Raw genomic sequence first — 12,020 nt, forward strand, 5'->3', positions numbered from 1 at the left:
GGGCGGCGTGGCGGGGGAGCGTTGCCGTCGATCAGAAGGTGATCGAGACATTCGCGCCGGAGTGTGCCGACGAACCGCTCGGCGAACGCGTTCGCCCGTGGACGCGAGGTTCACCGACAGCTTCGATGAGGTGTTCGCGGGCGACGACATTCACGTGCTGAAGATCTCGCCGCGGTCGCCTCGCGCGAACGCGTTCGCCGAGCGATGGGTCCGCACCGCACGCGCGGAGTGCACCGACAGGCTGCTGATCTTCGACGAGCGGCACCTTCGTACTGTGCTGGACGAATATGCCGATCATTACAAGCGGCACCGGCCACACCGCTCCCTCGGCCTTCGAGCGCCCACCGGGTCTGACGTGATTCCGCTGCCGGTGGGCCGGACCGAGCGCCGTCACGTCCTCGGCGGGCTGACCAGCGAGTACCGCAGAGCGGCCTGATCGCCCTGCGAACGCTCAGCTCAGCAGCAGTATTCGCCGTTTTTGGCACCGCACACGGTCATCGCGTTAGGCAGCCTGATCAGGCCAACCCAGTTCGATGTTGATCTTCGAGCCGGGTTCCGTGTCCTCCGTCCGAAACTCAACGCTCGAACGCGGTCAAGGCGAGGGCCGGCGGTGGACTGGTTACCTGATCGCGGTGCCGCGAATGGTCATGGCGCGCTGCGCGATCAGGAGGTCCGTCGACGCCGGGGCCACATGCTCGCGTGGAGGCGCCATGCGCCTGCGGACGGGCCCGTGCTGCGCGGCCGTACGGCGGGCCGCCACTCGGCCATCCGGTCAGCCGGCCGCGACGTGCTCGACGGCCTGGTGCACGACGACGGCCGGGGCGGGCGCCTCAGACCCCGGAACGGACTTGGGACGAACCTTGCGGTTTAGCGGGCGGGCAGCCGAGCCCGGATCGGCGCGGGCACGTTGGGCCTCTCGATCGGCACCAGGCCGACGTCGCACGCCTCCGACACGACCAGTCCGCACAAGCTGGTCGCGAAGTCCTCCATCGGGGAATCGGCCGGAGACGTGGGCGAAGTCGGCCGACAGCTCGGTCCGGTCGAACACCTTCGGCAGCAGCTCGGGGAAGTCCACCCGGAGCCGCAGCCGGCGCAGGACCTCGCGCGGCAACGAGGTCGAAAGCGCGGTGAGAAAGGCCCGGTCCTCGGGACCGAATCTCGCTCTGATGTCAGCGCCGAGTTGCCGTCTGAGGACGGCGGTCTGGCGACGCAGGACGAGAATCTCCACGTCCTTGTCCCGATCACTCATGGGCGGCAACCGCAGCGCGGCGAAGGCGTTCGTGACGGTCAGATAGGCCAGGTGACCGGAGCTCGCGTACGCCACGCGAAGCCCTCGCAGAGTCATGAGCTGGGCGGATGGAATTATCGGCAGGCGCAGTGGTGGAGCGTCGGCGATCGGTGGGCGGCCCTCAGAACCCATCCTTCAGCCCTCAGTTCAGCCGGTGATCGGGGTCAGAGGCGGGGCCCCCGAGAGCACGGCACGTACGTTGTCGGCGGCGAGCCGCGCCATCGCCGTCCGCGTCTCCGTGGTGGCTGAGCCCAGGTGCGGCACGAGCACGACGTTGTCAAGTTCGAGCAGCCGGGGGTGAACCCGCGGCTCGTCCTCAAACACGTCCAGCCCCGCGCCCGCGATCGCGTGGCTTCTGAGCGCCTCCACCAAGGCCGCCTCGTCCACGACCGCGCCGCGGCTCGTGTTGACCAGGAATGCGGTCGGCTTCATTGCGGACAGCGCCGCGGCGTCGATCAGGTGGCGGGTGCGCGGGGTCAGCGGGCAGTGCAGGGTGACCGCGTCCGAGCGAGCCAGCAGGTCGGCCTGAGACAGGTAGGTCGCGTCAAGCTCGCGTTCCACCTCCGGATCGGCACGACGGGGGCCGGTGTAGGCGACGCGCATGCCGAACGCGCGCGCCCGGCGGGCCACCGCGCGGCCGATCTCGCCCAGCCCCACCACGCCGAGCAGCTTGCCGGTCACCTGCGAGCCGAGCATGAATTCCAGCGCGAACCGCCACGGGCGGCCGTCCCTGATGAGCCGCTCTCCCTCGCCGAGCCGCCGGGTCACCGCCAGCAGCAGCCCCATGGTCAGGTCGGCGGTTGCGTCGGTCAGCACGCCCGGGGTGTTGGTCGCGACGACGCCGCGTTCACGCAGCGCGGTCACGTCGAGGTTGTCGTAGCCGACGGCCACGTTTGCCACCACACGCAGCCCCCGCCCCGCGGCGTCGGCGACCGCCGCATCGATCTGGTCGTGCAGCATCGAAACGACAGCGCTCGCGCCCGGCACGGCCGCCCGCAGCGCCTCGGGCGAAAGCGGCCCGCTATGGGGAGGCGGCGTCCACAGTGTGCCCACCTCGGCGAGCCCGGCGAGCACCGGCTCCGGCAGCCGGCCGGTCACCACCACCTTGGGCCGGTTCATCGGCGCCACCCCACCGAGCCCGGCTCCGGCGGACGCCCAGCCATCGCCACGTTCATCGCCACGTTCATCGCCACGTTCATCGCCACGTTCATCGCCACGTTCATCGCCACGTTCATCGCCACGGCCCGCACCACTATCGACGTTCGTCATTGGCTCCACCCTGGTGACCGTCGATGGCCTGGGGGTCCCACGCGCCCGCGCCACCGGAGGCGCGGACGATGCTCACCCAGGCAGCCCCGCCGTCGACGGAGAGCACCTCACCGTTGACGTAGCCGGCGTCGTCGCTGAGGAGGAACGCCACCGCCGCAGCGACCTCGTCGGGCGTGCCGGTCCGCCGCTGGGGCACCGTTCTCCCGCGCTGGATCATGTCGGCCGCGGCGGCGGGCGACGCGGCGGCCGGGCCGGTGGGCACCAGGCCGGGAGCGACCGCGTTGACCCGTACCCCCTTGGGCCCGCCGTACATGGCCGCGCCGCGCACGAGGCCGAGCACGCCGTGCTTGGACGCCTGGTACGGCAGCAGGTCGTGGCTGCCCCTCAGGCCCGCGATCGATCCGGTGACGACGACGGCCCCGCCGCCGCCCTGCCGCTCGTACTGCCTGAATGCGGCGCGCATCCCGAGGAACGGGCCGCGCAGGTTGATCGCGATCACCCGGTCGAACTCCTCGCTGCTCACCTCGGTGAGCGGCGCGAGGCTGCCGGCGATGCCGGCGTTGAGGTGGTGCAGGTGCAGGCCGCCGAACGCCTCTACGGCAGCAGCGACGTACCCCTCCACCTCGTCCTCGCGCGACACGTCGGCGGCCACGGCAAGCGCGGGTCCCGGCAACTCGGCGGCCACGCGTTTCGCGCCGGCGCGGTCAACGTCCACGACCACGACGCTCGCTCCTTCGGCGGCGAGGCGGCGCGCGCTCGCGGCGCCGATCCCGCTCGCAGCTCCGGTGACCACGGCCACTCTTCCCGCCAGCGATCTGCTCGGCATCAGGTCTCCTTTCCAGTGAAACAATGACGGTAGAGGGCGACGACGGTGTCGAGACACGCGTAATCGGTGACGGCGTCCGGAGCGATCACCTCGTCCGGAGGCCGGCTGAGCAGGAGCAGCTTGCCGGGCCGGCGGGGTCTTCCAGATGGATGGCGAGGCTTCGCGGCGGTTTCAGGACGCATCCAGCACCGCCGCGCGGGTGGCGGCCGCCTTGGCGCGCCGTATCCGCAGATCGAGCACGAGGGCGAGCACGGCTGAGCCCATGATGCTGACCCCCATCACCAGTACGGCGAGTCTGAAGTCGCCGGTCGCCTCGCGGATGATGCCCGTGACCTGCGGCCCGATGTAGCCGCCGATGTTGCCGAGGCCGTTGATGGTGGCCAGGCCGGCCGCAAGCGCCGAGCCCGCCAGGAACGTCGAGGGGATGGAAAGCTGAATCGGGATGCAGCAGTACAGCCCGATGCCGGCCACGCAGAACCCGGCGATGGCCAGTACCGGCTGGTCAATCAGCAGCCCGGCGGCAAGGAATCCGACGCTCGCCGTCGCCGCGGACGCGGCGAAGTGCCGGATCCGTTCCCGGCTGCGGTCGGAATGCCGCGACCACCACACCATCGGCACCACGGCCAGGACCGGCGGCAGGGCCGCGACCCAGCCGATGAGGTTGGTCTCCATACCGAACTGCCGCAGGATCTGCGGGATGAAGAACTGGTATCCGAACAGGCTGAACGCGAACATGATGTACACGACGACCAGCACCGCGACGCGGGGGTTCAGTACACCGCGGCGGAACGGGTTGGCCGTGTGCCCGCCGAGCCCTTCGGCCTCCTTGGCCAGTTCCGTGGTGAGCCACGCCCGCTCGTCCGGCTCCAAGAAGCTCGCATCCGTGGGCCGGTTGCGGATCACCATGTAGAACACGAAGCCCAGGATCACCGGCGGCAATCCCGTGACGAGGAACATCCACCGCCACCCGGGCAGGCCGAGCAGCCCGTCCATGCCGGTCATGATGTGCGTGGAGATCGGTGTGCCGAAGCCGGACAGCGGGACCGCGACCACCATCAGCGAGATGGCGATCGCGCGCTGGGCCGGCGGGAACCAGCACGCGACGAAGAACAGCATGGCCGGAGAGAAGCCGGCCTCGGCGACGCCGAGCAGCAGGCGTAGCAGCATGAGGCTGAGCTCGCCTTGGGCGGCCGCGGTCGCCATCGTCACCAGGCCCCAGCTGACGATGATGCGGGAGACCCACAGCCGCACCCCGACCCGGGAGACGATGTAGTTGCTCGGGATCTCGAACAGGGAGTAGGTCCAGAAGAAGATCCCGGCGATCAGCCCATAGACGGCCGGGGTGATTCCGAGTTGCTCGTTCATCGTCAGCGCGGCGACCGAGACGTTGAGCCGATCGAGATAGAGGGCGAAGTAGCAGAGTCCCAGCAGCGGCAGAAAACGCCACATGACCTTGCGTAGCGTCCTGGTCTGGATGTCCACCGGTGACGTTGTCATTGAGGTGACCTTTCTTGCGCGGCCGGGCGTGCGGCCCCGCCTGACGCCCAGCCGGGTGTCAGCGCTGAGTCAGAAGCCGTCTGAGATGGTCCGGAGACGGCGGTACGGAGATCGCCGTCACGAAGACGGCGGCGACTCCCCCCGGTAGTCGATTGGTCGGCGGCAGTTCGTGACCGAGCCTGGAATGCACGGCCAGCGCCCCTCCGGCAGCGGAGGCCAACTCCGTGACGGTGTTGAGCAGCCGGTCGGCGGACTCTGCTCGCAGGACGGGGTTCAGCAGGGCCAGGGTGAGCTCTGAGCCGGCCTCGTGGTAGCGGCCGAGCCGTTCCGCAGTGTCCGCGCGGTCGTGTGCCAGACCATCCGCCCGGGCCACGAACAGCAGCTCGAAGCGGTCGCGTATCTCGCCGATCAGCTCGGCGAAGGCGCCGACGGGCAGCAGGCTCCCGTCGGGCTGCGAGTCGCCGATCACCACCGCCCCGGCACCGACGGCCGACAGTTCGGCGCAGACCGCCATCGGGTCGCCGAAGCCGTCCTCGCCGTCGACAATCACCGGGATGGGCGAACTCTGGCAGATATGGCGTACGTAGGACAGATAGGTGTTCGCGCCCCAGCGCGGGATCATCGGCTCGTCGAACAACGCGCGGCCGACCGCGCTGCCGGAGACGAAGACCGCCCAGGCACCGGCGGAGGCGGCCATCCGGGCGCTCAGCGGGTCGTGGCACCCCGGCACGACGAGGGGGCGGTTGCGCAGGGCAGCGCGAAGCCGGGACGGCGACATGGCCTGCTCCTTCACAGAAGGGAGGTTCCCGTTGGATGAACGGAGGGCTGGTTGAAGCGGGGCCTGGTTGAACTGGGTCGTCAGCTCGACCGATAGGCCGCGTAGCGCCGCCATGCGTCGGAGATGGCCTGCTTGAGCGAGCCGGCCGCGTTGCTGAGGTAGTGAGCGTCGATCTCGGCCAGCACGGGGCCGATGTCGTCGGCGAAGTCGACGCCCACCAGGAGCTCGGACACCCAATCACGGACCATGCCGGCGACGGCGGTCGAATCGACCTCGATGATCGCGCCGGTCTCGCGGTCGATGCGCAGGCTGACCGTCAGGAATTCGCTGGCGCCGTGGACAGCGGACGTCCGCGGCACCTTGGCGTAGCCCACGACGATCAGGCTGGCACGCGCACCCATAGGGGTAGTGTGCCACCACTCGGTGAGCTGCGACGTCGTCATGGCGCGGGCTCCGTCAGCTTCTCGACCGCCTCGGCGTCGAAGTCCACGAACGTGGTTGTCGGTTCGGCCGTGGGCTGCGGCCTCTCGCCGTCGTCGAACAGGCCGACCGCGTGTGCGGCGAGCGTCCGGTCACGCTGGAGGCCGGGCGCGTGGACCTCCACCATCGTGCAGGGCCGCTCGGATTTGTTCCAGGCCCAGTGCACCACGCCCGCGGGGATCCGCAGGAAGTCACCCGCTTCCAAGCGGAACGCCCGGTTCTCGACGAACACCCACACCTGCCCGGTCTGCAGCCAGTTCAACTGCTCGCAGTCGTGGGTGTGCGGCTTGGAGTGATAGCCGGACGGGCGGGTCGCGATCATCAGCGACGCCGCGTTGCCGAACACCGCTTTCGTGACGAACGATGTGGTGCCCATGTCGGCGAGTTGTTCTCGCACGGCGGCACCGGAAACATGAAGAGACATGGACACTCCCTCGGCGCGCCGGAACCCGGCGGCGAACGGCGGCGCGGACGGCGACGCCTGCCAAGGGAGAGGGCCCGACCTTGATGTGGGTGACGTGAGCATCCGGCTCGTCAGGCCGCATCGTCGAGGTCCGCTGTTGGTAGGTGTGAGGTTAAACGAACGCCTGACCAGGCGCAAGGCCTTGTATCCAAACTTTGTCCGGCTCCTCACGGCTCGGCTGCCATCTGGTGAAACCTCAGTGGCGCCTCGGTCGCCGGCCCTCGCCTGCTGTGGGGTGTGGTATCTCGTCCAGCCGTCCTGACCTGGGACGCTGCCCATGATGGCAGCCGGCGGCCCGACAAGCTTGAGCACTTACTTAAGAGATGATCCTGAGATACCAGGAACTCGCATGTCAGATCGTTGGACGTAGTTTCCGGCACTCGCAGACCTGCGTCCGCCGCCCCATCTTGCCTGGCTGTCGGCGTACGGGACGTGACGAGGACGCCTTCGACTACGAGGAGGAGGACGAACTGGAGCCCCCGTCCCGTCGGGGCGGGGTTCGCTCAGCGCGCCGCAACGGGCCCTGGCCGACTTCCTGCGCCTGGACCACGACCTGCTCGCGGCCGCCGCCGAAGTCGGCCGGCCGTACAGCACGATCGAAAGGCCCTGGCCGGCTGGATCGGCGCTCTGCCCGCCAAGCGCAAGGACACGCTGCTGTTGCGGGTGATCGAGGATGACGCCACAAGGGTTCGCTCGGAACTGCTGGACCCCGCCGCCGCCCGCCGCCACGCCCGCGAGCCCCGCGAATACCACCAAGCCGTCGATCTTCTCCTGAAGGGTGTTAATACTTCATTCACCGTGATACTTCAGCGATGTTGAGATTGGACCTGTTCTCGCTTCTTGGTGCGCCGGGAGAAGCCCGCCTCCGGCGCCAAATTGACTGACTTCGAGAAGCGATCGGCTGGCGTACCAGCCGATCGCGACCAACACCCCGGCCCGCACACTGCCGCTGCGGCAGGGCGAGGCGCGCCACCGCGTCCATGCACGGGTGGAGCACCTCATCCACTGCGGCAAGAACACCGGCCTGGCCGGCCTGCCCTCCTGGTGCATCGCCGCCGCGATCGGCTGCGACCTGCTCACCTGGTTTCGCCTGCTGTGCTGCGAGGCCAGGCCGGCCATCGCCGAACCGTCGACCCTGCGCTACACGCTGCTACACACCGGCGCCCGCCTGGTCCGCGGCCGACGATGACGCACCATCAAGATCTCCTACACCTGGCCCTGGGCCGGCAACTGCAACGCGCGCTGGGCGCGGCCACCCAAACCCGTGAATCATCGAGGCTAGAGACACTTGTTTATCTCTTCGTCGACCTGCTTCTCCTTCGCGCCGAAGGCCTTGAAGTCGTTGTCGACGTTCACCTTGCCATCCACAATGCCTTGCAATGTGGCCTGGTCGCCGTGCTTCACCATGACACTGACCATGCAGTCGATGACTGCATCCGGGATTTCCTTCGAGGCCGGATTCTCCTTCATCTTGGTGATCAGGGCGGCCTTGTCGACGCTCCCGGTACTGGCACTATCCGCAGTGCTGTCGCCACCCCCACAGCCAGAGACCGTCGTGGCCAGGGCCAGACCTGCGAGGGCCATCGCAGCGGAACGAGTGAAACTTGAAATGGTCATAGAAAAACCTTCCGAATGAGAGGGCGTGGCGCCAGAACGCTTTGAAGCGTCAGACATCTAATGCCGTGAACAGTGCTTGATCTACCACCGATGCATCAGAAATCCGGCGATAGGCATGCCAGATGAATGGCTCGGAGGAGAAGCTTGTCGGCGATCATACCCGAGAAAGGAGGCCCTTCGATCTTGAGAGGGAAGTACGTGGGCGTGGTCCGGTAGAGCCGCCGTCACGGCCGTCGGCCAAGTCGGAGCCTGCCCGCCTGGCAAGTCGGCCCCGCCGACCGAAGCCCTGGATCCTGGCCGGTCCGGGGGTGGGACTCCTCCGGGATGCACGGTGGTCCAGGCATTCCGAGATGATCAGGCGTGATATCCGTTTCGCTATCGATGATCGACTCGAACCGATATTGGACAGGGGGCAGTGGAACTGGTCTGCTTGATCGCGAGAGATCTCGGGTGAAGAGGTCGCCGTGCTGCCTCATGCCCTCCTTCGCCGACTCCGGGGGTGGGCGGCGCTGGGCCGTCGTCGGGGTGACGTCGTCTCCTCGCGCCACCATCGACATGGACACAGCATCAACAATCGACAACCTGGTCAAGAATTCAGGCCATTCCTCGGAAGGCGAACTTGTGAGCGGAATTTCCGGCAAGGCTGCGGGTCGCCATGGTGGCGTCGCTTGTCGGCGCGGCACCGGTCAACGCCGCGACCCCATTCCGACTCGGTTCTCTTTACGGTTCCTCGGGAAAGTGTCTGGCCATCGAGAACGGCAGCACAACCAATGGAGCGCGCCATCCAGTGGCCCTGCAATGGCGGCCCGGAGCAGCGCTGGTACAGGACTTACGGCGCGCACGACATAAAGCTGCAGAATGCGAACAGCCAACTGTACCGGTCCGTTGCCGCCGACAGTTACAGCAACGGTGCGGCGATCATCCAGTGGCAGTACAGTAGCGGTCCCCATGGGGAGCAGGACTGGCGGCCGATCAGCCTCTGATCTCTCCGGTGCGGATATCGGGGCCGGGTCGAGAATGGCAGGCGACCCGATTCCTGGAGAACGAACTCACCGTCGGCATTACCTGACCTTTGCTGTGGCACCTGACGATCTGCACCCCGGCGCCCACGGTACGACCCAGAGCTTGTGCGTTCTTTCGGGGTCGGCGCGGATTCTGCGTCCGTTCTCAGGCCGAGTGAATTTTCTCGGTAATCAGATCATTCACCGAAGGGCTGGGAACCGGACTTCCCGTAAGGGTGGTGGGTGATCGCCGTGCCGGGCGGCGCGGTAGCCGCTCGGCGCGGGCGTGCCCGCGCCGCCGCGGTGTCCGTCGCCGGGCGGAATCTGCCCATAGGGGTGCCACGAGGTAGCCGCGCTCAACCTGGCGTCCACGCGCACCCTTCACGTCTGTGGGCAAGCACGGCGCCGAGACGCCGGCCTCCTGGAATGTCGGCCACAAGGGCTGGGCACACCGCCTTCGGCTGCCTCTCCGGAAGGCGCGCAGGTCTTGAGCTCCACCTCCCTGAAGTGCTGGTCAAGGACGCGGTGCTGGCTGTGCACGAGATCCCGGCTCAGGCTCGGTCCGGCGCCTCGCCGTTGCAGTTCTTGACAGCACCCATTTGGTGGTGTTCGCGGAGCATGCGCAGGACGGTGGCCGGGGAGGGGCGCTGACCTGCTTCTGGCGCGTGAAGTGCCCATATTTCGCCCGCAGTTCATCTTTTCGACACCCATCGGTCTGATTGCTAGGTTGATCGCGATCCACCCAACCAACCGAACGGCCAGTAAGGTGAGGTACTTGCGCAAAAATACCCAAATCGGCGGAACGTCTGCCGTAAGTCGTCGCGTACTCCTCCGAGCCGGTACAGGGATAGCCGCCGCCAGCGGCCTTTCCTTGTTCTCGGCTGAATCGGCGTCCGCGGACGTCCCGACATCACGGCGTTTCGTATTCGAGGGGGCCGGCGGCGATCCCGTTGTGCGGGCCACACTTCACCAGCCTTACTGGGCGATGCAGTCCTTCGCCTTCGACCACGTCCACGGGCACATCTACTTCGTGCAGACCAAGGTCGGGAGCAAGAACGGCGATCTCTGGATGACCAGGACCGACCTGAGCGGCAAGGTGCTGGGCGCCATGGCGCTCCACGGGTTCGACCACGGTTCGTCGATGGCGATCCAGCCGCACACGTCCGGATCTCCGTATGTGTGGCTCGCGGGCGACTGGAGGAGCTTGTCCTCCGGTACGGCCCCGAACAGCCACACGATCTGCCGCATCAAGTACAAGGACGGGGGCCGGCTCGACTACGCCAAGGACGCGGGGGTCTGGAACTTCCCGATAGGCCTCTCCGATTTCCGGGACTGTCCAAGACCGTCGATCGATCCCTACACCAACCGGCTGCTCGTCCGGTACATGGGGACGACGAGCCCGTGGCGCCTCGCACTGTTCGACCTCCCCGCCGTCATCAACAAGGGCATCAGCGACACCACCCCCATCCTTGCCAAGCGCGCCCTCCCGACCAACGCCCAACTCGGTCTCTCCGACTCCGACCACTTCCAGGGCATGACCTCGTACGGCCAGTACGCGTACCTCTCCTACGGCGGTCCGCCCGCCAAGCCCTCCGACCCGGCCAGGCCGTCCTACCTGGTCCGTCTCGACATGAACAAGGCCGGGGGTTCGGTCGAGCAGGTGTACCGGACGAGAGCGGGCGAGTCGCTGCCCGGTCGCGAACCTCAGGGAATGGCGATCTGGCGATCGTCGGGCGGCCCGCGCCTCGCGTTCGGCTTCTCCAGCAAGATCAGTGGCAGCCCTGACCAGTTCCGGGCGACCGTCTTCTACAAGAGCGACCTCACCGGGTAAGTCGCCTGAACCGTAAGCCCGTTCGGGCTTACGCCAGGCCCTTCGCTGCGGTAGCGCGCCGTCGCGCCCGGCCGGCGCGCCGAGGCCGTGCTGCGGCTCGCCGGCCGCGACGGACTCGACCGGGCCACGCTGCGCGACGTCGCGGCGGAGGCGGGCAGCTCACTCGGCTCCGTCCAGCACTACTTCCGCAGCAAGGACGAGATGCTCCGCTACGTCGTCCGACACCTGGGCGAGCGCGTCACCGAGCGCATCCTGCACGGCATGTGCGAGGTGCGGGGAACATCCCCGGTGCGGTCGTTCCTGATGTCGATGGCCACCGAGATGCTCCCGCTGGACGACCGGCGGCGGGCCGAACGCCGCGCGGGCCGGGCGTTCGCCACGCGGGCGGTCGACGTGCCCGAGCTGATCGAGGAACTGCGCCAAGGCGATCGGTGGCTGCACGAGCGGGTGACCGAGCTGATCGAACAAGGACAGCGCGACGGGGAACTCCGGCCCGAACTCGACCCCGTCCACGACGCCACAGCGCTACTCGCCATGATCGACGGCCTCGGCGGAGACCTGCTGCTCGGCGTTCGCGACCCCGGCGACGCCCTCGCCGCCATCCGCTACCACCTGGACCGGCTCGGACCGCCGCAACAGCCGCCACGCGGCGGTCGAGTTCCTCCCGGCGGCAGAAAGAGCTGAACGACCCCGCTCGCCGGCGGACATGCCGGTGGGCAGGATCTGGTTCTCATACTTGCCGCTGCTGGCGAGGTAGAGCCCGAATCCCCAGATGGAGGCCGATCCGCCGTAGCGAAGGCGGATGAGGGGCAGATGGTGGCCATCGGCCAGTTCACCTTCGACATAGGCGAACTGGCCGTGGTAGCGGACGTGCACGTGCCAATCGCCGCACCCCCGGCCGTTACTGGACGGGGACTTGGAGGTCGGGGAACGGGCCGATCTTGACTTTGAGGGTGTCGGCGGTGTCGGG

At 67.9% G+C, this 12,020-nt stretch carries 13 protein-coding genes; 5 read left to right on the forward strand and 8 right to left on the reverse strand.

Annotated features, from left to right (window positions below):
- The first annotated feature begins 130 nt into the window (after nt 1–130).
- Nucleotides 131–436 (forward strand): integrase core domain-containing protein, encoded by a 306-nt coding sequence (locus ABD844_RS38125; RefSeq protein ID WP_344889321.1) that lies wholly within the window; start codon nt 131–133, stop codon nt 434–436.
- Between the two features lie 336 nt (nt 437–772).
- On the opposite strand, the gene ABD844_RS38130 is transcribed toward ABD844_RS38125, so the two are convergent.
- The 7 genes from ABD844_RS38130 to ABD844_RS38160 all read right to left on the reverse strand — a co-directional run bounded on the left by ABD844_RS38130 (nt 773) and on the right by ABD844_RS38160 (nt 6,562).
- A complete protein-coding gene (locus tag ABD844_RS38130) occupies nt 773–1,324 on the reverse strand; it encodes a hypothetical protein (protein WP_344889324.1) in 552 nt (183 codons plus the stop codon).
- Between the two features lie 111 nt (nt 1,325–1,435).
- Nucleotides 1,436–2,557 carry a 2-hydroxyacid dehydrogenase gene (locus tag ABD844_RS38135; RefSeq protein ID WP_344889327.1) on the reverse strand — a complete coding sequence of 374 codons (1,122 nt, stop codon included), beginning with the start codon at nt 2,555–2,557 and terminating at the stop codon, nt 1,436–1,438.
- A complete protein-coding gene (locus tag ABD844_RS38140) occupies nt 2,541–3,383 on the reverse strand; it encodes an SDR family NAD(P)-dependent oxidoreductase (protein WP_344889330.1) in 843 nt (280 codons plus the stop codon). Before ABD844_RS38140 ends, ABD844_RS38135 begins: the two co-directional genes overlap by 17 nt.
- Before the next feature lie 171 nt (nt 3,384–3,554).
- A complete protein-coding gene (locus ABD844_RS38145; RefSeq protein WP_344889333.1) occupies nt 3,555–4,880 on the reverse strand; it encodes an MFS transporter in 1,326 nt (441 codons plus the stop codon).
- 58 nt (nt 4,881–4,938) lie between these two features.
- Nucleotides 4,939–5,658: an isocitrate lyase/phosphoenolpyruvate mutase family protein gene (locus tag ABD844_RS38150; protein ID WP_344889336.1), complete on the reverse strand. Its 720-nt coding sequence runs from the start codon at nt 5,656–5,658 to the stop codon at nt 4,939–4,941.
- An 80-nt stretch (nt 5,659–5,738) separates the two neighbouring features.
- A complete protein-coding gene (locus tag ABD844_RS38155; protein ID WP_344889339.1) occupies nt 5,739–6,059 on the reverse strand; it encodes a DUF3870 domain-containing protein in 321 nt (106 codons plus the stop codon).
- Between the two features lie 38 nt (nt 6,060–6,097).
- On the reverse strand, nt 6,098–6,562 hold the full coding sequence (locus ABD844_RS38160) for a cupin domain-containing protein (RefSeq protein WP_344889342.1): 465 nt from the start codon (nt 6,560–6,562) through the stop codon (nt 6,098–6,100).
- A gap of 1,027 nt (nt 6,563–7,589) precedes the next feature.
- Between ABD844_RS38160 and ABD844_RS38165 the strand changes: the two genes are divergently transcribed.
- On the forward strand, nt 7,590–7,790 hold the full coding sequence (locus ABD844_RS38165; protein WP_344889345.1) for a hypothetical protein: 201 nt from the start codon (nt 7,590–7,592) through the stop codon (nt 7,788–7,790).
- Nucleotides 7,791–7,879: 89 nt separating this feature from the next.
- Here the strand turns inward: ABD844_RS38165 and ABD844_RS38170 are convergent, their stop codons facing one another.
- Nucleotides 7,880–8,218 (reverse strand): hypothetical protein, encoded by a 339-nt coding sequence (locus ABD844_RS38170; RefSeq protein WP_344889348.1) that lies wholly within the window; start codon nt 8,216–8,218, stop codon nt 7,880–7,882.
- 770 nt (nt 8,219–8,988) lie between these two features.
- On the opposite strand from ABD844_RS38170, the gene ABD844_RS38175 reads away from it, so the two are divergent.
- The 3 genes from ABD844_RS38175 (at nt 8,989) to ABD844_RS38185 (ending at nt 11,734) form a co-directional block, all read left to right on the forward strand.
- A complete protein-coding gene (locus ABD844_RS38175; protein WP_344889351.1) occupies nt 8,989–9,201 on the forward strand; it encodes an RICIN domain-containing protein in 213 nt (70 codons plus the stop codon).
- 1,003 nt (nt 9,202–10,204) lie between these two features.
- Nucleotides 10,205–11,050 carry a phage baseplate protein gene (locus tag ABD844_RS38180; RefSeq protein ID WP_344889354.1) on the forward strand — a complete coding sequence of 282 codons (846 nt, stop codon included), beginning with the start codon at nt 10,205–10,207 and terminating at the stop codon, nt 11,048–11,050.
- Between the two features lie 87 nt (nt 11,051–11,137).
- Nucleotides 11,138–11,734 carry a TetR/AcrR family transcriptional regulator gene (locus tag ABD844_RS38185; protein WP_344889357.1) on the forward strand — a complete coding sequence of 199 codons (597 nt, stop codon included), beginning with the start codon at nt 11,138–11,140 and terminating at the stop codon, nt 11,732–11,734.
- Nucleotides 11,735–12,020 lie beyond the last annotated feature (286 nt).

It is taken from the genome of Nonomuraea antimicrobica (genome assembly GCF_039536965.1).
Taxonomy (GTDB): Bacteria; Actinomycetota; Actinomycetes; order Streptosporangiales; family Streptosporangiaceae; genus Nonomuraea; species Nonomuraea antimicrobica.

Bases quoted from the DNA above. Each gene is read 5' to 3' on its own strand.
- ABD844_RS38150 (WP_344889336.1), bottom strand. From the start codon at position 5,658: ATGTCGCCGTCCCGGCTTCGCGCTGCCCTGCGCAACCGCCCCCTCGTC.
- ABD844_RS38145 (WP_344889333.1), bottom strand. From the start codon at position 4,880: ATGACAACGTCACCGGTGGACATCCAGACCAGGACGCTACGCAAGGTC.
- ABD844_RS38160 (WP_344889342.1), bottom strand. From the start codon at position 6,562: ATGTCTCTTCATGTTTCCGGTGCCGCCGTGCGAGAACAACTCGCCGAC.
- ABD844_RS38170 (WP_344889348.1), bottom strand. From the start codon at position 8,218: ATGACCATTTCAAGTTTCACTCGTTCCGCTGCGATGGCCCTCGCAGGT.
- ABD844_RS38155 (WP_344889339.1), bottom strand. From the start codon at position 6,059: ATGGGTGCGCGTGCCAGCCTGATCGTCGTGGGCTACGCCAAGGTGCCG.
- ABD844_RS38140 (WP_344889330.1), bottom strand. From the start codon at position 3,383: ATGCCGAGCAGATCGCTGGCGGGAAGAGTGGCCGTGGTCACCGGAGCT.
- ABD844_RS38175 (WP_344889351.1), top strand. From the start codon at position 8,989: ATGGAGCGCGCCATCCAGTGGCCCTGCAATGGCGGCCCGGAGCAGCGC.
- ABD844_RS38180 (WP_344889354.1), top strand. From the start codon at position 10,205: ATGCAGTCCTTCGCCTTCGACCACGTCCACGGGCACATCTACTTCGTG.
- ABD844_RS38135 (WP_344889327.1), bottom strand. From the start codon at position 2,557: ATGACGAACGTCGATAGTGGTGCGGGCCGTGGCGATGAACGTGGCGAT.